Raw genomic sequence first — 20,971 nt, 5'->3', positions numbered from 1 at the left:
TATGAAAATGTTAAAGGACCTAAAAGAATTCTTACTTCGCGGTAATGTTGTTGACCTTGCTGTCGGTGTGATCATCGCCTCTGCTTTCGGTGCTATCGTAACTTCACTCGTTAACGATATCATCACTCCACTTATCTTGAACCCAGCTTTGAAAGCTGCGAACGTTGAACGTATCGCTGAGCTTTCATGGAATGGTGTTGGTTACGGTAGCTTCTTGAGCGCTATTATCAACTTCCTTGTTGTGGGTACAGTTCTCTTCTTCGTTATCAAAGGTATTGAAAAAGCTCAAAATCTTCGTAAAAAAGAGGAAGTGGTTGAGGAAGCACCTGCTGCTCCAACTGAACTTGAAGTTCTTCAAGAAATCAAAGCTCTTCTTGAAAAAAAATAAGACAAATAAAGGATCTAGCTTAAAGCTAAATCCTTTTTTCTTTACTCTTTTGGTAACTTCCCAGCCTTTTCTAGCATTTTCTTAATTAAGTACGGCATCTTCACATTTTCACGGCCTTTTTTCTCAATGAGTTTTTTGACAAATTCTGGCATCTGAAGGTCGTCTGTCTCCTCCATAATGTCCTTGGTAGTTGCTGAAGGCGCTAACTCATCAAAGGTTTCTTCTTCTGGAAGAAAAGCTTTAAATTCTTTGTGTTCGCTGGCTCTTACAGTAGCAACTAAAGCGTCAATTAAACGACTATCCGTATTGGGCATAGGTGGACGATGGTAGGTGACACCTAATTCTTGACACAACTCATAACATTCCACATCATTATCAAAAAGAACTTCGATATGTTCACTGATAAAGCTAATCGGAACCAAAATATAATGTTCTGGATGTTGCTTTTGTTCTCGTAAATATTCTAAGACATCTGGCTTGATCCAAGGGATTCCAATATCGCTTTCGCTCTGCCAAGTATTGGTATACTGGTCTGTCATTAGGCCGAGTTGTTCAGCAATGAGCTTGCTATTATCGAAAATCTGGTCGATATAAGGATCTCCAAAGTCCAAGGCAAAAATGGGGACGCTATGTGCTGAAAAGATCACCTTGAAGGATTCTTCTCCCACATGGTTTCGTAAAATTTTTCCAATCTCATCTGTCCAAAAGTCCAGCAAAGGCTGTTGTTGATACCAGTCCTTAATAACTAAAAATCGGATCTGCTGACTTTCCAGAAATTTTTCATACCCCATCACCGAGTAAAATGAATAATGAGGCTCCAAAATCAAACAGATACATTCTTCAATACCATCAGACTCCATCCGCTTGATCACGTCTGGAATAAAGGGACGAGAAAATTTGTTGGCAAAGTAGATACCGTACTCCTCCCCTAAACGTTCTTTGACTAAATTGACCTCCTCACGTGTAATCCGCTGCAAAGGCGTCCCACCGATAAGAACATAGTTGTCATAGAGAGTCTGAATCTCGTGGTCTTGGGGTCTAACTCCACGACGAATGTTTGTAAAAAATTCTGATACTCCTTCAAAACTAATCTACTCTGGAGATCCAAAGGTCATCATCAATATTGCTTTTTTCATGTTATCATCCTTATGATATTATTTTCACTATCCATTCTATCATGAAAGAAATAGTAAACGCTTCCGACGTCTACTATTTCTTTTGTTCTTTTGTATTTCTATCTCGTCTTATGATTAGAATAATAACTATTAGAAGCAAGATGACAATGATAAGAAGGAGTAAGGTTAGGATATAAATCCAATGCGTTGGAATCCCTTGGTCAAAATAACGTGTTCCCACGCTTTCTCCACTTTTATCCTGTGCTGCTTTTACTGGTGCATCCGTTATTTTTGCTAAAAGGATATGGCGACCGTTGGTAATATTAAGAAAACAGGTGCTTAACAAAACAATCTTGTCCGTTGAAGTCAAGGAAACATCTCGCTTGTACTTGGCTTTACTCAACAGATACTGATAATAGGCCTGGTGTTCCTCATCGTTGGAACTCAAGGTTCGGTAAATTTCCGTATCATAGGCATCCACTTCTAAAATCCCAAAAATCTCAAGACCACGTTCTCGACCATTGTAGTAGATAGAACCATAGCGATGCTGGTCGAAGAATTCCTTATCAGCAAATTTCTTAATCTCACCGAACATAGCCCCTGAAGCCATAGAGTGACCGTAGATGATGGTATTAAAATCAGTAAAGTTGGGATTAAAGCGATAGTCGAGAAAGATTGATCCTGTTATCGTATAATCGCCAAAGGCATTGCGGTCAAGGTATTTGACATTATCCTGACTTTGTAGAAGCGGATAGTCTACCTTGGTCCCATAAAGGCTAATCCAACCGCAGACATCATGATTAAGCTGTTGCAGAGTTTCAAATCCTGTGCTCGAAGCATCCTTTTCAATAGGATTATAGTGATCATAGTCACTCGCTTCCGCTCTCTGCCAACTAAAAAGAGCTACAAAAACACAGAAGAATATCAGAAACACGTTTTTAAATCGCGCTCTTTTTTGAACCGTCATCAGCACTCCTTTCTATGCGAGATTTCTTAAAAGGAAAGGAGGCGGGACAAAACCGCCTCTTTTCTATTCACCCTTAGTCAGTAAAAGGATCTGCTTCTTGCATTTTTTTACTCTCTCTTCTACGACGTAGGATCAAATAGAGGACAAGGAGTAAGAAAATCAAGAGCAAGAACAATACAAACAAGATAAGGTACCAAATCCATAGTGGGATTGATGAGAGGAAACGTCCAAGAGACGAGTCATCAAAGACACTGTATGGGAATGGTTTTGATTTTTTTGTATGGAAAGTATTTTTAGGGACGGTGTCTGTAATCTTTGCGATCACAATATGACGACCATTGGTCACATCGAGAAAACAGGTGCTGAGTAGAATGATACGATCACTCGGTGAGAGCGAGATATCCCGCTTGTGCATGGCGACTGAGAGCAGGTGGTCTAGATAGGCCTGCTGGCGGTCCTCACCCTGTATTCCTGGATCATAGATGTTAAAGTCATAGGCATCGACCTCCAACATCTCAAAGATCTCGAGCCCTTTTTCCACACCATTGTAGTATATACTACCGTAACGATGCTGGTCAAAAAATTCCTGATCAGCAAACTTAGCCACATCACCAAACATGACCCCGTTTTCTACGTGGTGCCCGTAGATAATGGAATTAAAGTCTTCGAACTTGGGATTATTTCGTGCATCGAGAAAGATAGCGCCTGTCGCTGCAAACTCACCTTTGGAGTCCTTGTTGAGATACTTTTCATTGTCCTTGGCTTGGACTAAGGGATAGTCGATATTGGTACCATAGACATTGATCCAACCGAGGACTTCGGGATTGAGTTCTTGGAGTTTGCTGAAGCCTGAAAAGCTAGCTAGCTCATCCTGTTGTGTCGTGACAGGTCGATAAGCTTCGTACTCACTTGACGAAGCCAAGGAGTAGACTTGGTTGGAATCCCAAAGGGCATAGAAACCAAAGAGAAAGATCAAAGCTGCAAAAATGAGCAGCAAGTGATTGATCGTCCCATCTACAGCAAGAACGAGACGCCTAGACAGACTCTTTTTTGATCTCTCACGCTTAGTTTTCATCGTCTACCCCCAGCCATTTAGGCTTCTCTACGTTTTTTAGACAAGACAACAAATCCAGCTAAACCAAGACCAATCATCAAGATGAATGGAAGGTTGTCAATCAAGAGACCAGTAGGAGTTACGTCATTAATTTTGTTGGTAACGGTGTTGTTGTTTGTTTTTTCACCAAGAAGGATATTCTCAACTTTATAATCTTGACCCAATTGTCCAGCCGCACCATTAGTTGATGTTCCGTTTGTCAAATATACTGATGATGCTGTATATCCTGGAACGCCAGTTTCTGTTACTGTGTATTTTGATCCCGCTGGTAATTGAGTGACTGTGAATGTTTCACCATGTTTCAAAGTAAAATCATAATCAACCGACTCTGATGCAGCAACAACAGCTAACTCATGTGATGCATTCCCATGTTGAACAACAATATTTTTTATTGGTTCTGCTGCAGTTTTATTTGTTGATGGAAGTTGAATACGAATATGGAAGTGGAAATCTTTTGTTTTATCCCCTGAGGCTCCGTCGACTTTTTTAGTAATTGTTAATGCGTTTGCAGTAGGGTCTACTTTACTAGGATCATCAGGCTTAGGGTCTCTGCTAGCATCTTTTGTATAGGTGTTGTCAAAGAGATTATAAACCCCTGTTTCACTCGGTTGAACCTTTGCTGTGTTGGATTGTTTATTTTCTTTGAAGTATACTGATGAAATATAGACACCACCATTGGCTTTATTTTTGACAATAACATGCATTTCATATGTGCGCTCATCATATCTCATTGCATCAATTTTTTTACTATCTTTTTCAATGGCTGTCCAACCTGATTTATCTTCTCTGACATCATAAACATATTCTCCAGCATGTTTATATGTTGTGTTGCCAAAAATATTTTCAGTCGTTTTTTCGATTTTATCATTTACTTGATTATCTGTTTTAGAATAAGTAACTGATATATCTGGGATATTCACTCCTTTCTCATAAGGAGCTCCATTAGAGGATGTACCAGACTTTTCAGTAAATTTAAAAGTAAATGTCGCATTCGGTGTTGTAATACCTTGTGCAATATTCAAGGTTTTTCTAATTTTCACAACAGCATTTGCTTCACCAGTTGCCATTGTTGTTGCTGAAGTATCATCCGCAAAGGTCGGAACACCTCTGAATACCGACAAAGCGGTTATAGCTGCAATACTTGCAGTGAATAGCTTTTTAAAGAATGTTTTTTTCATGATTATTCCTTTTATTTTTTTATTTTCTTTTTTCATTATGATCATCAAAAGCCTCGTCTTCTAATGACTGTTACAACTTTGCCTTGAGTATCCTGTATAGGGATGGTTCCAAAAGCACGACTGTCTACAGCCGTTGTTCGATTGTCCCCGAGGACAAAAAGTTGTCCTGCTGGGACTTTCATCGGGAAGGTTGCCCCTTCCTTATAGAGCAGCGTTTCTTTGTAGATATCTTGCTCTTGTTGAGGAGAACCGTTGATGATGAGACCATTTTCGTTTATATCGATTGTACTTCCTTCGGTTGCTACGACACGCGCCACTCTTTCCTTGCCCTTATAACTATAGACCAGCAAATCACCAATCGAATAGCGTTTATCCAACCTATAATAGACGACCAGGTCGCCATCTTTTAAGGCGGGCTTCATGCCATCGTCATTGTATCTTAATAGTCCAAAGACGAAGAAGTAAAGGGTGGCTAGTACAAATCCAACCATCAGAAGTTTACTGACTAAGTAAAGGATATCTCCCCAGACACTCGGCGGAGACTTATCCCGATTGACTTGTGTTACTGGTTTCTTATGTTTCTTTTTAAGCAGCATCACTTCCTCCTATTCACCACAAGGTGACCAAGTAAGATGATAAAGAAGATTCCTCCTAGAGGAAGAACGACTCCAAGCATGAGAGTGCTACTCAAGAAGTCAATTCCCGTTTCAGGTACGCTGTTTTTATTATTCGTGACCGTCGCGGACTTATCCCCATCAAGCTTGCCTTCTTTATTTTCATAAGAAACCCGATATCCACGAGACGAACTTGCTTCTTCTTCGATACTGTAACGAGCATTTAGAGGAAGGTCGAGAATCTTAACAGTTTTATCTTTCTTTAGATCGACTGTCGCCTTACCATTTGTAAATTTCAGGGTTGCTTTTTGATTATTTACTATTGCACTATACGATCCATTCAATGGTTTATTTTGCGCATCCTTTACGTTAATGGTAATCTTAAAGGATTGCAAAAGATTAGCAAAGGCACCTGTAACTTTTTTTGTGACTGAAAGTGTCGGAAGTCTGTGGTTGGTGACGATTGTTTGAACATCCTCTGACAAAGTCCCCTCTTGTTTTTCATAGGTAACATGATATCCCGCTCTAGAGTTCTCTACTTCTTCTACCTTATAGTGGGTATCACGAGGCAGATATTTGAGGGCAGTTTCTTGACCATTTTTGAGAGAAATCTGCGCTTTTCCATTAGTCACTATTGTATTCCCAAACTTGCCATTAATCGGTTTGCCATCCTTATCTGAAAGGGTAACATTAATTGTGAAAGACTTATTAGGTGATTGCTCACCTTCTAGGATTTTCTTTATGGTGAGGCTTGGAAGCTGTCGGTAAATAACTTTGAAGGATGGTTTCTCTTTCGTACCTGTCTTTTGAACTTCGACTGTGTAGCCCGGAGCGTCTGGTGCTTTCAGTTCGTAGTCATATCCCTTGGCTACCTTTGCAAAACTAGCATTTTCAGTAAAACTATTCGTTTGAACTGAACTAGTGACCTTTCGATAGGAATCCTTTGTACTTCCATCTTTCTTTTGGTTTAAGTTTAATTCGACACTAGGTGGACGATTTGCTGATGGATTTGATTTTCCATCCACACCTTTCCATTCAACTTCAACCGGAACCGTCAATGGATCTGACGGCTTGAAAGTGGGCTTCTCAGAATAGTCTTTTGTTTTGGTATGTGAAGTCCCGATACCATAGGAGTAAGCAACACTAGCCCCCTTGTTGGAGTAGAGTTTAGTAGCATCGGCTCCTTCGGCATCATCACTAGTAAGTGTCTTATCACCCGCAATCGCATCAAAGGCCTCTTGAGTAGAGGTGACAGTAAACTTGAGAACGTACTTGGCGTCATCCTCCAAAGTGTAACTCGGATTAAACTTGGCTGTTACTTCCACTAATCCCTGTTCGTTCTTCTTACTCTCAACCGTAACTTGATTAGTTGTCAGTTCTTCCTCATTACCATCCCTGATTTTGACGACACGAAGGTGTGAAGCATTACCCGGTAACAGCTGCACGTACTTGGACAAGACATCTGATATAGTTACATGGTGTACGCCTAGAGGTAAAATTTTATCAGTGATATCTTTGAATTTTTGTTGCAAGTCATTTTCATTATTGGCAGAAAATATTTCGTTGGGGATTCCAGAATTATAACCACTGATATATTCTTTAAGAGATGCGATACTATCGTTTGAACCTATATATTTGAATTTAATTGAATAAAAACCATCTATTTTTGGAGCTATTAAACTAGATATATTCAGCACCCCTCTCTCTAAACCATAGGTAAACCACTCTGGTGTATCAATTATACGTCCCACGTTTGGATTAGAAGAATAATTGTATATCGTCCTCCCGCTACTATGCTCGTAATACATATTAGCTTCGCCATCTGATAGCAGGATAACTACTTTTTTTGCTCCTGCTCTTGCACTTTGCAATAATTTTTGAGCTTCAGTTAATCCAGCATTTATATTTGTACCAGTACCGATACCAGCGTTCATACCATAAGAACGATTGGAGTCGGCAATTGTTAACGAACTAACAATATTTTTTGAACTATTAGAATCAGTACTCCAAGCTACTAAAGTTTTAGCATCATCATATGGAGAAATATTCGAATACCAACCAGCCCAATTTGGCCACCCATATCTTGTTCCGTAATAGTTGTAATTTTCATAAACGTTATCAATTTTTCCGGCAAACCCAACTATAGACAGACGGTTTTGGGAACTAGAAAGAATTGTATCAATGAGCCCCTGACGACCATTTACACCTCTCAGTGTATTTTTTAGTGCTTCAATTCTACTTACATAACTTGAAGTGTAAGATGACCACACATCTTGCTCTTTCATACTCCCTGAAAGATCGGCAACCAGGACAACATCCAAGGGTTCTGACTGGGTCTCCGTTCCCAGTTTAGATGTGATATCCAGTGACAACTCATACTGGTCTTCCTGCCCTTGAATTGGACTAATCGTTTTGTGCAGAGTTGTCTGAGGTTCCGTTGTTGAATCTGCATGTAAAGAATTAATCGGTGCACACAAAAAAAGAATAGCTAGAAAGATAACTAAACGACTGGTGAAACATTGCATTTTCTTAAAATCATATTGAATGTTCATGCTATCTCCCTTACTAGAATATGTTTAAATCTGTTACTATATAAATCTGAAACATCCATAGGTTAATTATATAATAATGTTGAGCGCATGTCAATCAATGTATTTGAAAACATGTTATTATAAATTACAAAAAAGTATGATTCTTCTTTGTTTTTCAATGTTTTCTGTGGTAAAATGGAAAAATAGTAAAATATGTCATAAAATATAGATGCATATATTTCATTCTAATAACTCAGAAAATTTTTTGAAAGTCTTCTTGAATTTGAATCATTATATTTTTTCAAAATTAATGAAATTTCTTAAATCATATTTTTCCGAAGTTTTGTATTCTATTTTATGATAAAAAAGGAGTTTTTATGACTTATCCGAACCTTTTAGATCGTTTCTTGACCTACGTTAAGGTCAACACGCGTTCTGATGAACACTCTACTACTACTCCAAGTACGCAAAGCCAGGTAGATTTCGCGACCAATGTTCTTATTCCTGAAATGAAACGTGTCGGTCTGCAAAATGTTTACTACCTCCCAAATGGTTTTGCTATTGGTACCTTACCAGCAAACGATCCAAGCTTGACACGCAAGATTGGCTTCATCTCCCACATGGATACAGCTGACTTTAATGCTGAGGGAGTTAATCCGCAAGTCATCGAAAATTACGATGGTGGAGCTATCGACTTAGGAGATTCTGGTTTTAAACTCGATCCTGCTGATTTCAAGAGCCTTGAGAAATATCCAGGCCAAACGCTTATCACAACTGATGGCACGACCTTGCTGGGCGCCGATGACAAATCAGGTATTGCTGAGATTATGACTGCTATTGAATATCTGACTGCTCATCCCGAAATCAAACACTGTGAAATCCGTGTTGGTTTTGGTCCAGATGAAGAAATCGGTGTTGGTGCTAACAAGTTTGATGCAGAAGATTTTGACGTTGACTTTGCCTATACTGTTGATGGTGGTCCGCTAGGAGAACTTCAGTACGAGACTTTCTCAGCAGCTGCTGCTGAGCTTCATTTCCAAGGACGCAATGTTCACCCTGGTACTGCCAAAGGTCAAATGGTCAATGCCCTTCAGCTAGCGATTGATTTTCATAATCAACTTCCTGAGAACGACCGACCTGAACTAACAGATGGTTACCAAGGTTTCTACCATCTTATGGATGTGTTAGGTAGTGTCGAGGAGGCGCGTGCAAGCTACATCATCCGTGACTTTGAAAAGGATGCCTTTGAAGCACGTAAAGAAACTATGCAGTCTATTGCAGACAAGATGAATCAAGCTCTTGGGAATGATCGCGTGACTTTAACTCTGACAGACCAGTACTACAATATGAAGGAAGTCATTGAGAAAGACATGACACCCGTTACCATTTCTAAAGCTGTTATGGAAGATTTAGGTATCACGCCTATTATCGAACCAATCCGTGGCGGAACAGATGGCTCTAAGATTTCCTTTATGGGTATCCCAACTCCAAATATCTTTGCTGGTGGTGAAAACATGCATGGACGTTTTGAATACGTCAGCCTTCAGACTATGGAGCGTGCGGTGGATACCATCATTGGCATCGTAGCTTATAAAGACTAAAAAAGACGAGGTAGCTCAGCTACTTCGCCTTTCTTTTTAGTCGTTTGGTTGAGCACTTGGCTCAGACTCACTTTGTGCTTGCTTTTCTGTTGGTTTAGAAGCAGCTGTTTCACTGTCTTTCTCGGACTTAGATTGGCTATCAGTTTCACTTGATTTTGAACGGAGTTCCTGATTCAAGCTAATGATTTCTTTAGCTAGAGTGAGGAGACCTTCTTTATCACTGCTTTTGGCTGCAAGTTGATCAAAAAGGGCATCTACACGTTCAAAGTCAGCATCGGATCCTTTGTTATCCTCTAAGTACTTGTGAAGAGAGAGCAAGACATTATAGAGTTTTTGGTAGATGATCACGGTTTGCGGATCTTGTTCTGCTTCTTTTTTCTCTCGTTGGATAGTCGCTGCAATACGATTTAAAAGATCCTCAAGTTGTGTTTTAGCTTCGTCAAGGTCTGCGTTTTCCTTCTCAGTAGCCGCTTTGATATTAGCTGCTTCTTCAGCTAGGGATTGTTTGACACCATCTTCTTTGACACGTGCTAGGAGTTGGGCAACTTTAGTTAGGAGAGCATCCACTTCTTCCTTCTTAACATGGCTAACCCGCTCTTCTGGCATAAAATCACCGTAGAGTTCTTTTAGGAATTCATAGATGGCTGTCTTAGCGGTTTGACTATCTACTTTTTCCGTATCTAGAATAGTCTTACCAGCTTTTGTAGAAACGGGTTCTTCTTTGAGAGCTTCTTCTACTTCTAGCTTAGTTTGGTAAATAGTTGGGAATAGCTTGTTCAAGTCGGTTGCTTTGAGGAAAGATTGTGACTGGTAAAGTTCCCAAGTCAACTTGGCAACACGGTTCCGAAGTTCTTCTCTCAAACGACCATCAGACACATGTTCATAGAAATACTTGATGTACTCTACTGTTGTGACTCCTGTCCGATCTCGGAAATCTTGCAAGGCCTGCAGTTTCGCTTCAATCGCATCCAACTCTGTCTCATCCTGTGCTAGTTTTGCTTCCTGCAAATGTACCAAAAGATCTTTCTTAGGCAAGCCATAAGTATCTGTATCCAATGTATTGATCTTATCTACTAGGGCTTGGTACTTCTTATCTAAAGGTGAAGTTTCAACCGGTGCCACACTTTGATCCACATGGATATACTGTTTATCAAAGAGATCCAAGGCTGCTAGATATCCAGCAGTTGAGTTTGTTGCCAGTTTTTTCATATTTTCGGTGAATTGCCCCAAAGCAAGTTCAACACGTCTCTGCATGATTGGCTGGTCTTTGTAGAGACTTCTGCTATCTGCTAAAAGTTGATCCACCTTAGATAGAACTGTTTGTTCATCAAATGTTCCAGGTTGATAGGTCGATTGTAGGGCCGGAATCTTATTTTTCAAAGCTACTTCATAGCCCTTAGTTTGAACCTTGATGTAGTGATTGTGGTCTCCGTGAGGAATCACAAAACTACCATTTTCTACTTGCAAACTATAAGGAGACACCCCATCACGTAGTGCAGTCGTATAAAGTTCATTTAGGAAATCCAGTTCTGGATTTCCAGTTTGGAGAGGAATACGAACATGTTCTTTTCGAACGGCATAGGGATGGATATGGGTTGGATCATAGGCTTGATCCGGATTTCCAAAGACAAAGAATCCATTTGAAATACGAATCGCTTCGAGCGGAACCCCGTAGGTCTGTGAGATATACTTGATTTTTTCTTCATCGCTAGCATCTCTTGAGAAACTTTCCACAGTCTTTGCAAGTGGTTGAACGTGCTGCAGCTGATGATTTTCTTTCAAGTGATCTTGGGCAGCTTTGATTTGGGCTGCAGTCAAGTCCTTCTTAAAGAAATAATGAGCGTGATCTCCATGAGAAACTACAAAACCTTGCTCATCTTCACTAATAACACGATCAGCTGCAAAACCATGATCATGTTCTTCGCCGTGATGGTGGTCATGCTCCTCTCCATCATGGTCATGGTCTTCATGGTTGGTATCCTGACTTCCATGGCCACAGTCTTGGTCATGATGATCTTGTTGAGCTGGATGTTCTGCTGGTTTGCTTGGATTTTCCAAAGGTGTTGGCTTCCCACTGTCGCTAGCAAGAGGAATCATACGAGCAATCTTTTCTTCCAAGGCAGAAAGCTTTGTATATGGGATGAAATGATAGTGATTTCCGTGAGGAATCGCCACGCCACTCGGCGTTCTACTTGAAATCTTAGCAGGATCAAAAATCAAGCCATCTGATTCAGCATAACGTTGACTACTTGGAAGAGCATAGAGTTGCTGCAATAGACTCTGTAAGCTCTCTTCTGGATTGCTTGGTGTTTCAGTTTGTTGACTAGGATTAGCGGTTTGACTGGTTCCATTTTGACTTGGACGATAGTTAGTCACACTCGGTTGTTTTCTAGTTCCAGATAGGTAGGCTTGAGCAGCTGCTAATTCGCTAGCAGATAAGGAACTCTTTGGAATGTAGTGGTAATGTCCACCATGAGGGACAATATAAGCATCACCAGTATCCTCTATAATATCAGATGGATTAAAGATGTAACCATCATCGGTAGTATAGCGTCCTTGAGATTGAGCAAGCGCCACTGCACTGTTAGAAGTTAGTGCATCATGAGTATGACCTTGTTTTTGGCGCTCAATTTCGTCCTTTGTACGAATATTATCAGCATGAGCCGCATCTTTAAGGTAGACATAATACTTACCATCCACCTTGATAATATAACCACCTTTGATTTCGTTGACAATGTCAGCGTCTTTCAGTTGATAATTGGCATCTTTCATCAAAAGCTCTTCGCTGAAAATTGCGTCAAAAGGAACTTTACCATTGTAATAATGAAAGTGATCACCGTGTGATGTCACATAACCTTGATCGGTAATTTTCACAACAATTTGTTCTGCCTGAATATCTTCTTTTTTGCTAACTTGATCTGGTGTCTGAGTCTCTGTTTTTTGAGAGTCTTGTTTCCCATCAACATAAGATACACGATTATTATCTTTGTTTCCTTCTAGCTGGTGTTGGTTCAGTGCATAGATGCAAAGACTTAGGGAAAGGACTAAAGCCGAACCCGCCGCAAGATACTTTTTCTTAATTTTCATAATCTCCTCATTTTAATTCTTCTGCAAGAACATTTATATTTTCTTCTAGGTTTTCTAAGTAAGTTTTGTCATTCTCAGGATCTGCTTCCAAAGGATTGAGTGTCTTTAGGTTAACTCCTGTTGATTTGACCAAGGTTTCAGCAACTTTAGAAGAAGCATTGCTCTCAGTAAAGATGGTTTTAACCTTGTAAGTTTTAACAAATTCTTGGATTTCTGTCAACTGTCTCGGACTTGGCTCTTGTTCAGGGGAAATCCCTGCTATACCAAGTTGTTTCAAACCAAAGCGTTTAGCGAGATAAGAAAAGGCTGTGTGTTGTGTAACAAATGTTTTTTGACTCGCTTTTTCAAAAATAGGTTGGTATTTCTTAGTCAATTCTTGTGCTTTAGCAATAAAGTTTTTAGCATTCTTTTGATACGTTTCCTTATTGGCACTATCAAGTTCCGAAAGTTTGTCTGCAATAATCTGTGCCTCTTCACCTGCTTTTTCTGGATCTAACCAAGTGTGAGGGTCGTAGAGTGTTTTTTCATCAACTCCATCCCCTGCTTCTATATCTTCTAAACCTGGAACACGCTCCAAGGTCATTCCTTCAGAAGCTTCTAAAACCTTAACTTTTGAGTTTTTCAAGTTAGGATCTAGACTTCCAGCCCAAGACTCCAGTGTATGCGAGTGGTAGACAAAGACATCCGCGTCATAAATAGCAGCAATGTCATTTGCTGATGGTTCAAAGGAGTGAATCCCGTTACTTGACTGAATCATCCGAACATCATTCAAGTCACCCGACACCTCTTTGACCATGGCATAGATCGGGTAAAAACTTGTTACAATCTTCATCCCTTTTGCTTCTTGTTTTTCTTTTTGACCACATGCTCCTAAGACAAGAGCCAACACACTGGCCATCAATAATAGTATTGTTCTTTTTTTCATCGTTACTCCTTAACTAGTGTTTAACTGATTAATTAACTAGTAAATAGTTTATCTTTATTTACACTATCTGTCAAGATATTTTGCACATTTTCATGAAAAAAATGAGAACTAGAACTCACATTCTGTTCTCATTTTTCGTTTTCCCGTTCTCCTATCCTGTTTTTAGGAGTTAGAAAATGCCGCTACCTTTACTTACTCTCCTTTAATAAAGCCAATAGTTTTTCAGCTTCTGCCATAATAGTATTGTTGTCTTGAGCGCCAAACAATAGATTATTCTTTAATCCAGTAAGAGTTTCGTTAGCGTTAGACTTGACGATGGGGTCTTGGATTTTTGCAAGTAGCTCTTCAGCCTCTCTTAACTTCGCTTCAACCTTTTCAGTCTCGACCTGAGGTTCTTCTGGCTCCTCTGGTGATTCTTCTTCCGGTTCCTCTGTTGTTTTTGGAGATTCTGGTTTCTCACTTTGCGGTTTTTCTTCTCGAGGAGTTTCTTCCTCAGGTTTTTCTGTCTGAGGTTTCTCCTCGTTTGGTTTTTCCGTTTGGTCGGTATCAGCTTGACCATTTTGGTTTCTTTGAACATGGTCACTTGCATTTCCCCAACCACTATCTGAATGCGGACGTTCGTTTGGATGTTCTACATAGTACTTGACAGTCGCAAAGAGATCCTCAAGAGTATACCCCTTAGGTGCCTCATAAAGTCCTTCGTCAAACCACTCAAATTTGATGTTATGGTAATGGTCATAATGAGGAATGATTAAACTTCCATTTTTAACTTCCACGGTATGTTGGAGATTGTATGGCATACGATCAAGGGGCACTTTCTTAGCTGCTTTCACGCGGTTGTAGATAGCTTCTGCTCCTTTAGCCTCCGTATTTCCTGGATTCTGATGGTCTGTTGAGGGAGGAGTCAAACCTTTCTCTTTAGCATAAGCCTGGGCTGCCGCTCTTTCGGCTTCAGACAAACTATCTTTTTTAATCCAATGGCTATGGGTCATATGTGGAGTTACATAGGCATCCCCCTCATCACTGGTGATATCACGAGGATCAAAGATATAGCCATCTTCTGTTGTATACTTGCCTGCCAACTTGGCTACTTGAATCTCATCATCTGTGTAAGCTATTTGCGCATTTGGTTTTCCTAAACGTTCTGGATGACGAATCGGTGCTAGAAAGGCCAAGATATCATCCACCAACTTGACTTTATCACTTGAGGTATCATTGAGACGTTCCAACAGTTTATCCAAAGTGTCAAAATCAGCTTGGCGCCCTTTATTATCAAGTAAGTCTTGATGAACTGCTGCTAATAAATCATAAGCCTTATTGTAAAATCCTTGATCACCAGATGAGAGGTTGGTTTTCTTAGCTCCTAGCTTATGAGACAAACTTTCTTGCTTGGCTAGTTTACTATCAATGGCTGCTGCAGTTTCTGCTGAAAGTTCCTTGACAGGAATATAACGAGAGATTCCATTCTCCTCAAATACATAGCCATTGGCTACTTTTCGAATCACCTGTTTAACCAATTTTTCATCAATTGGATTGCTTGGAGTTGGTTGAGGAGTTGGTGCAGGTTGCGGGCTTGGACTAGGTTCCGGAGTCGGTTGTGGACTTGGTTGTTCTGGTCTTGAATCCGGCACCCAATGGTTCGAACGATAGCGAAGTGGGATGACGCGAGCGATTCGTTCTTCCAATTCAGACATCTGTGAATAAGGGATAAAATGGTAATGATCCCCATGAGGTACCGCAACACCTCTAGCTGTTCGACTTGTGATTTGTGCTGGATCAAAGACAAGGCCATCAGATTCTACGTGTCGTTGGCTGAGTGGCAAGCCATAAAGTTGTTTCAGAAGGCCATCAATATCCTCATCACTTTGACTCGCTTGACTATCGTCGCTACTGTTACTGTTGTTAGCCGTGTTTGTGTTCGTATAGCTGTTGCTTTGATTGTTATAGCTGTTGCCTTGATTATTATAGGATGGAGTCCATCTATCTACATCGCTGCTAGCACTGTTGTTATTGCTACGGCGATAAGTAGGCGTATTCGATTGACCACTTCTACCAGATAGAAAGGCTTCTGCTGCAGCCAATTCGCTGGCTGATAACTCACTTTTAGGAATGTAATGATAATGGTCGCCATGAGGAACGATGTAAGCATCACCAGTATCTTCAATGATATCAGAGGCATTAAAGATGTAGCCATCATCCGTGGTGTAGCGTCCTTGTGAACGTGCCAAGGCTACCGCACCATCATTTGCTGAAGTTCCTCCTTCACGATGCTGACTATGCTCTTGTTTTTGTCGATTAATTTCTTCTTTCGTACGAACATTATCTGCATGGGCTACATCCTTAAGGTAGACATAGTATTTTCCATCTACCTTGATAACATAACCACCCTTGATTTCACTGATAATATCCTCGTCCTTGAGCTGGTAGTTTGGATCCTTCATAAGCAACTCTTCACTGATGATAGCGTCATAAGGAACCTTGCCATTGTAATAATGATAGTGGTCGCCATGTGAAGTGACATAGCCTTGGTCTGTTATCTTGATGACGATTTGTTCGGCATTGATGCCTTCTTTTTTACTAACCTCATCAGGAGTTAGATTCTCCGTTTTTTGCGTCGCTTGTTTACCATCAACGTAAGACACACGATTATTTTCCTTGACTGTTCTAGCTTGATACAATCCCAACTCATAAGAACAAACACTTAAAATCAAGGCTGCCGCAGAACCAGCTAGATATTTTTTATTAATTTTCATCGAAACTCTCTTTCTTTTTGATATTTCTGGTTGCAATTTATTTCTAAATTGCAGAAACTCCTCTCTAAAAGTTAACTGGTTAATAGTTTACTCCTAAATTTTCAACTTGTCAAGAATTTTATGAACCAGTTAACAATTTTTTTGTTTTCTACACTACCTTCTATCTGAACAGTCTGATTTAAGAATCCTATATTGAAAATCAATCACCAAATTTTTAAAACAAAAAATCCCTGCAACTGAGTTGCAAGGACCTTTCAATTAATCAAAGTCAACGTATTCTTTTTGAAGTTCAAGAACTTCTTCCATTGTTGAGCATTCTGTAAGGGCACGGTTTGCGTACTCTTCCATCTTAGCTGTATCCAATTTCTTCATCAAGCTACGTGTACGAAGAACAGATGTTGCTGACATAGAGAACTCATCCAAGCCCATTCCTACAAGAAGTGGAACAGCTTTTTGGTCACCAGCCATCTCACCACACATACCAGCCCATTTACCTTCAGCGTGAGCTGCTTTAATAACGTTGTTGATCAAACGAAGGATTGATGGGTTGTATGGTTGGTAAAGGTATGAAACTTGTTCGTTCATACGGTCTGCTGCCATTGTGTATTGGATCAAATCATTTGTACCAATTGAGAAGAAGTCAACTTCTTTTGCAAATTGGTCTGCAAGCATAGCCGCTGCAGGAATCTCGATCATAATACCAACTTGGATATTATCCGCAACTGCAACACCTTCAGCAAGAAGATTTGCTTTTTCTTCGTCAAAGACTGCTTTGGCTGCACGGAATTCTTTCAAGAGCGCAACCATTGGGAACATGATACGTAATTGACCGTGAACAGACGCACGAAGAAGGGCACGGATTTGTGTGCGGAACATAGCATCTCCAGTCTCAGAGATAGAGATACGAAGGGCACGGAATCCAAGGAATGGGTTCATTTCGTGAGGCATATCGAAGTAAGGAAGTTCCTTATCTCCACCGATATCCATTGTACGAACGACAACAGGTTTACCGTTCATTCCTTCAAGTACAGCTTTGTATGCTTCGTACTGCTCGTCTTCTGTTGGGAAGTCTTGAGAATCCATGTACAAGAACTCTGTACGGTAAAGACCAACAGCTTCGGCACCGTTGGCATTGACACCTTCAACGTCTTTTGGAGTACCGATATTAGCAGCCAATTCAAAGTGTTTACCATCAGCAGTCACTGTTTGAGCATCTTTCAAAAGTGCCCATTCAGCTTTTTGCTTCGCATAAGCTTCACCAGCAGCCTTGAATTCTGCCGCTTGCTCATCAGTTGGGTTGATAATCACTTCACCAGTGATACCGTTAACAGCAAGGATATCACCATCTTTAACAATTTCAGTGATGTTGTTTGTACCCAATACTGCCGCGATTTCAAGTGTACGCGCCATGATAGCTGAGTGGCTTGTACGTCCACCAATGTTGGTTACAAAAGCTTTTACAAAGTTTTTGTCCAATTGAGCTGTATCTGAAGGAGTCAAGTCATGCGCAATCACAATCACTTCTTCATTGATAGAAGCTGGGTTTGGCAATTTCTTACCAAGGAGATTTGCCAATACACGTTTTGTCACGTCGCGGATATCCGCTGCACGTTCTTGCATGTATGGGTTGTCTTCCATACCTTCAAAGATAGTGATAAACATGTCTGTCACTTCTTTCAGACCTGCTTCTGCATTCACTTTCTTCGCACGGATTGTTTCCTTGATTTGGCTGATCATTTCTGGGTCAGCAAGAACCATTAAGTGAGCGTCAAAAACTTGAGCAGCTTCTTCACCGAGCGTACCTACTGCTTTCTCACGAATAACAGAAAGCTCGTCTTGTGATGCTTTTAGAGCGGCATCAAGGCGAGCTTCTTCTGCGTTTGTATCTTCGACTGTAATAGTCTCAAATGACAAATCCGGTTGAACGAGTAGATATGCTTTTGCAACTGCAACACCGTCTGATGCTGCGATTCCTTTAAGCATTTCTGTCATTTTCCTTATGCCAATCCTTCTTTTTCCATAGTTTCAGTGATTGCAGCGATTGCATCGTCAGCATCTGCACCTTCAGCTGAAATTGTAACATCAGCACCTTGGCCAACACCAAGACTCATAACACCCATGATTGATTTAAGGTTTACTGATTTACCTTTGTACTCAAGAGTGATATCTGAAGCAAATTTGCTAGCTGTTTGAACCAACAATGTTGCTGGACGTGCGTGAATACCTGTTTCTGCCACTACGTGGAAATCTTTAGAAGCCATAGTTTGACTCTCCTTTAATTGTTTCTTATTTGGATTATATGTGATAACCCTTACAAGACTGTATTATATCACCTTCTAGATAATTTTTCAAGTATTTTATGGACTTTTACTGAAAATGAAATTACTTCTTTTTCTATCATACAGGTACTATGGGAAATTTGGGCACTAATTATTAATAGTATAGAATTATCTAGTTAGCCACTTAACGTAAAATAATCTTTTGATGTCTCACATTAAAATAGATATACTTAAGTAGTGTAAGCGTGGCTAAAAATTCAATCTATTCCATTCAAATAAAGTGTCCAACCAATCAAAAACGATATTATGGGCGAGTCTTAAATTATTGACTTGACAATGAGCATCTGCACCGCTTTCGGACTCAAAAACCTGAAGTTTAGTTTGCGGATTTTTAGATTTAAGCGCTTCATAAATTACCTTAGTTTGTCGTTGCAGCTCAGTACCTTCTCCCTTTCCCATTATAAACAGGCAAGGACATTGAATTTTTTGATAATCCACAATCTTTGCATGGTTAAATACATCATCAATAGCACTCTTAAAATCAGAAGTACCAAACTGCCATGCATACTTTTTAAGATTTAAATTTGCTGATTCATTCAAATTTCCAGCTAATTTTAAAATGGCATTTATTAACCAACTAGGTGCTTTCAAACTTGATCCAAATTCTTTTCTGAAAAGTTCTGCAACATCGTAAATAGGGGTACTAGCAATCCAAGCATGAATTCTTGGATCCTTTTCGACAGCTTGTGCGGTAAAATATCCCCCTCCGCTGACACCATAAATAGCTAAATAATTTAGTTTAGGATTTCTATTTTCCAACCAGTCTATGCATAATGAAATTGGAATAGAAGCATCCACATCAAAGACCAGCCCTCTACTAGGATTGCTCCCTTGACCAGGAAGATCAACCATTAAAACATTATAATTTCGTATCCATCCAGGATATCCTGCAAAGTAAAATAAATCTTCGCGATAAGTATCACCTCCACCAATCATGATTAGCGTTGGACAATTATCACCGCTATGAAGATAATACCCAGGCAAGTAAGAACCCTGATAGGGAATAGTTAGTTTTTCAATCGGTGCACCTAGTGAATGAATTGCACTAGAAAACACCTTCTCCATTTGACGAACGGTCGGTAAATACTCGTCAGAAAATGGATCGGTAAACTGAATTGCCGAGCGAAGTGAGTAGGTCTGTGCAAGATAATACTGCGCCTTTGTTTGTTCACTCAATCCGGAATTACTTGCTTCTTGTTCAAGGTAGTTTACATGCGATAAAAATACATTTTTACAGTCATCAGGCTTTGGTGAGTTCCCCAATCTTTGAGCAAGATAATAAAGCTCTCCATGAGAGAAACCAAAAATTTCACCGATTCCTAACAACCAATTAAAGAAAAAATCCGTATCACCATTCTTAAAAAATATTTGAGTTGATTGCCGTTTTAAAATAACATCATTTTCTTTCACCACGCGCCTCCTAATTCTATGTTCTTTCATTCATTTAATCTAATTATAATCTGATAACATTCTCTATCAAGCAAAAGCATCCAGATATCCATTTTTTAATCTTATAATCACAGATAGTATATCACATAAAATGAACTTTCTCAAACATTGTATTTATATACTCCTTATAAAAGGATACGAAACTCATAAGTATCCTATATGAAATTAACCAATGATCCATTTTTATGAATACAGCATAATCTGTCATTTCCACTTTGGTTATATTTTAGATATTCTAATACAAAATATTGGGACATCTTGTGTAGAAAATTTCTTTTTTCGTAAATATTACAGTTTCTATTTTATTAAAGTATTGTCTCAGCTAGACTTATTCCTGTTCTTACGATTTTTGCTATTTTCTTCGTTTTCCTTTCTGATAACTTGCTGAAAATCTTCTATTTATATTGCCAATATACAGTATGTAGTTTTTTTATTTTGAGAAACTTTGACAGTTCAACGGAAGTCAAAATTTATGTTTTTAAAAAACACTATATCTTGTGTTCTAATTTCAAAACCGTAACTTTTTAGCACAAGATTTAGTTTAAAAAGTTTGACAAAGTTTTTTTTTCTGATATACTAAGAAAGTAATCTATTTTGAAAGAGGAGTTACGAAAATGGTAACCGTTTATTCTAAAAATAACTGTGTCCAATGTAAGATGACCAAGCGTTTCTTGGACAGTAATAATATCGCTTATCGTGAGATCAATCTTGACGAGCAACCTGAGTATATCGACCAAGTTAGAGAGCTTGGTTTCAGCGCTGCTCCTGTCATTCAAACACCAACTGAAGTCTTTTCAGGTTTCCAACCAGGAAAACTAAAACAGTTAGCATAATTTTAGTGCATCATCCAGAAGAAATTGCTTCTAGGGCTAACTTAGAGGCCTTTCTTTTGTAATCAGGTTAGATAAGG

15 protein-coding genes are annotated in these 20,971 nt (G+C 39.5%); 3 read left to right on the top strand and 12 right to left on the bottom strand.

Going from position 1 to position 20,971, the window contains the following annotated elements; translation table 11 throughout:
• Nucleotides 1-7: 7 nt before the first annotated feature.
• A complete protein-coding gene (gene mscL / locus ATE37_RS01050) occupies nt 8-388 on the top strand; it encodes a large conductance mechanosensitive channel protein MscL (protein ID WP_084867621.1) in 381 nt (126 codons plus the stop codon).
• A gap of 41 nt (nt 389-429) precedes the next feature.
• Here the strand turns inward: mscL and hemH are convergent, their stop codons facing one another.
• The 6 genes from hemH to pitA all read right to left on the bottom strand — a co-directional run bounded on the left by hemH (nt 430) and on the right by pitA (nt 7,928).
• Complete coding sequence (hemH, locus tag ATE37_RS01045) at nt 430-1,479, bottom strand: ferrochelatase (protein ID WP_241502093.1); 1,050 nt, start codon at nt 1,477-1,479, stop codon at nt 430-432.
• A gap of 118 nt (nt 1,480-1,597) precedes the next feature.
• A complete protein-coding gene (gene srtG2, locus ATE37_RS01040) occupies nt 1,598-2,470 on the bottom strand; it encodes a PI-2 pilus system class B sortase SrtG2 (protein WP_084867220.1) in 873 nt (290 codons plus the stop codon).
• A gap of 73 nt (nt 2,471-2,543) precedes the next feature.
• A complete protein-coding gene (gene srtG1 / locus ATE37_RS01035) occupies nt 2,544-3,545 on the bottom strand; it encodes a PI-2 pilus system class B sortase SrtG1 (protein WP_084867219.1) in 1,002 nt (333 codons plus the stop codon).
• Between the two features lie 17 nt (nt 3,546-3,562).
• Entirely contained in the window at nt 3,563-4,762 is a 1,200-nt protein-coding gene (gene pitB, locus ATE37_RS01030) for a PI-2 pilus major pilin PitB (protein ID WP_156025211.1), read from the bottom strand.
• 44 nt (nt 4,763-4,806) lie between these two features.
• Nucleotides 4,807-5,358 (bottom strand): PI-2 pilus system signal peptidase SipA, encoded by a 552-nt coding sequence (gene sipA, locus ATE37_RS01025; RefSeq protein ID WP_084867216.1) that lies wholly within the window; start codon nt 5,356-5,358, stop codon nt 4,807-4,809.
• On the bottom strand, nt 5,358-7,928 hold the full coding sequence (gene pitA / locus ATE37_RS01020) for a PI-2 pilus tip adhesin PitA (RefSeq protein ID WP_142995846.1): 2,571 nt from the start codon (nt 7,926-7,928) through the stop codon (nt 5,358-5,360). Before pitA ends, sipA begins: the two co-directional genes overlap by 1 nt.
• Nucleotides 7,929-8,284: 356 nt before the next feature.
• Between pitA and pepT the strand changes: the two genes are divergently transcribed.
• Nucleotides 8,285-9,508, top strand: coding sequence for a peptidase T (gene pepT, locus ATE37_RS01005; protein WP_084867214.1), 1,224 nt, complete (start codon nt 8,285-8,287; stop codon nt 9,506-9,508).
• Nucleotides 9,509-9,544: 36 nt separating this feature from the next.
• On the opposite strand, the gene ATE37_RS01000 is transcribed toward pepT, so the two are convergent.
• The 6 genes from ATE37_RS01000 to ATE37_RS00975 all read right to left on the bottom strand — a co-directional run bounded on the left by ATE37_RS01000 (nt 9,545) and on the right by ATE37_RS00975 (nt 20,022).
• Entirely contained in the window at nt 9,545-12,595 is a 3,051-nt protein-coding gene (locus ATE37_RS01000; protein ID WP_084867212.1) for a pneumococcal-type histidine triad protein, read from the bottom strand.
• Nucleotides 12,596-12,602: 7 nt separating this feature from the next.
• The gene (locus ATE37_RS00995) at nt 12,603-13,520 is read right to left on the bottom strand and encodes a metal ABC transporter substrate-binding protein (RefSeq protein WP_084867210.1); all 918 of its coding nucleotides are present in this window, start codon (nt 13,518-13,520) and stop codon (nt 12,603-12,605) included.
• Between the two features lie 188 nt (nt 13,521-13,708).
• Complete coding sequence (locus tag ATE37_RS00990; protein ID WP_084867208.1) at nt 13,709-16,273, bottom strand: pneumococcal-type histidine triad protein; 2,565 nt, start codon at nt 16,271-16,273, stop codon at nt 13,709-13,711.
• A gap of 258 nt (nt 16,274-16,531) precedes the next feature.
• Nucleotides 16,532-18,265: a phosphoenolpyruvate--protein phosphotransferase gene (gene ptsP, locus ATE37_RS00985; protein ID WP_025171716.1), complete on the bottom strand. Its 1,734-nt coding sequence runs from the start codon at nt 18,263-18,265 to the stop codon at nt 16,532-16,534.
• 5 nt (nt 18,266-18,270) lie between these two features.
• Nucleotides 18,271-18,534 carry a phosphocarrier protein HPr gene (locus tag ATE37_RS00980; protein ID WP_000146948.1) on the bottom strand — a complete coding sequence of 88 codons (264 nt, stop codon included), beginning with the start codon at nt 18,532-18,534 and terminating at the stop codon, nt 18,271-18,273.
• 267 nt (nt 18,535-18,801) lie between these two features.
• Complete coding sequence (locus ATE37_RS00975) at nt 18,802-20,022, bottom strand: alpha/beta hydrolase family protein (protein WP_084867206.1); 1,221 nt, start codon at nt 20,020-20,022, stop codon at nt 18,802-18,804.
• A gap of 653 nt (nt 20,023-20,675) precedes the next feature.
• On the opposite strand from ATE37_RS00975, the gene nrdH reads away from it, so the two are divergent.
• Complete coding sequence (gene nrdH, locus ATE37_RS00970) at nt 20,676-20,894, top strand: glutaredoxin-like protein NrdH (RefSeq protein ID WP_084867204.1); 219 nt, start codon at nt 20,676-20,678, stop codon at nt 20,892-20,894.
• The last annotated feature ends 77 nt before the right edge of the window (nt 20,895-20,971 follow it).

The organism is Streptococcus oralis subsp. tigurinus, from assembly GCF_002093575.1.
GTDB classification, from domain to species: Bacteria; Bacillota; Bacilli; order Lactobacillales; family Streptococcaceae; genus Streptococcus; species Streptococcus oralis_CH.
Note: the sequence above shows the minus strand (reverse complement) of the source record. Positions and strands in the feature narration are given on the sequence as shown.

Excerpts from the sequence above, each read along its gene's own strand:
- ATE37_RS00980 (WP_000146948.1), bottom strand. The coding sequence starts at position 18,534 with ATGGCTTCTAAAGATTTCCACGTAGTGGCAGAAACAGGTATTCACGCA.
- sipA (WP_084867216.1), bottom strand. The coding sequence starts at position 5,358 with ATGCTGCTTAAAAAGAAACATAAGAAACCAGTAACACAAGTCAATCGG.
- ATE37_RS01000 (WP_084867212.1), bottom strand. The coding sequence starts at position 12,595 with ATGAAAATTAAGAAAAAGTATCTTGCGGCGGGTTCGGCTTTAGTCCTT.
- ATE37_RS00990 (WP_084867208.1), bottom strand. The coding sequence starts at position 16,273 with ATGAAAATTAATAAAAAATATCTAGCTGGTTCTGCGGCAGCCTTGATT.
- pitA (WP_142995846.1), bottom strand. The coding sequence starts at position 7,928 with ATGAACATTCAATATGATTTTAAGAAAATGCAATGTTTCACCAGTCGT.
- pitB (WP_156025211.1), bottom strand. The coding sequence starts at position 4,762 with ATGAAAAAAACATTCTTTAAAAAGCTATTCACTGCAAGTATTGCAGCT.
- ptsP (WP_025171716.1), bottom strand. The coding sequence starts at position 18,265 with ATGACAGAAATGCTTAAAGGAATCGCAGCATCAGACGGTGTTGCAGTT.
- mscL (WP_084867621.1), top strand. The coding sequence starts at position 8 with ATGTTAAAGGACCTAAAAGAATTCTTACTTCGCGGTAATGTTGTTGAC.
- srtG2 (WP_084867220.1), bottom strand. The coding sequence starts at position 2,470 with ATGACGGTTCAAAAAAGAGCGCGATTTAAAAACGTGTTTCTGATATTC.
- pepT (WP_084867214.1), top strand. The coding sequence starts at position 8,285 with ATGACTTATCCGAACCTTTTAGATCGTTTCTTGACCTACGTTAAGGTC.
- ATE37_RS00995 (WP_084867210.1), bottom strand. The coding sequence starts at position 13,520 with ATGAAAAAAAGAACAATACTATTATTGATGGCCAGTGTGTTGGCTCTT.
- srtG1 (WP_084867219.1), bottom strand. The coding sequence starts at position 3,545 with ATGAAAACTAAGCGTGAGAGATCAAAAAAGAGTCTGTCTAGGCGTCTC.
- nrdH (WP_084867204.1), top strand. The coding sequence starts at position 20,676 with ATGGTAACCGTTTATTCTAAAAATAACTGTGTCCAATGTAAGATGACC.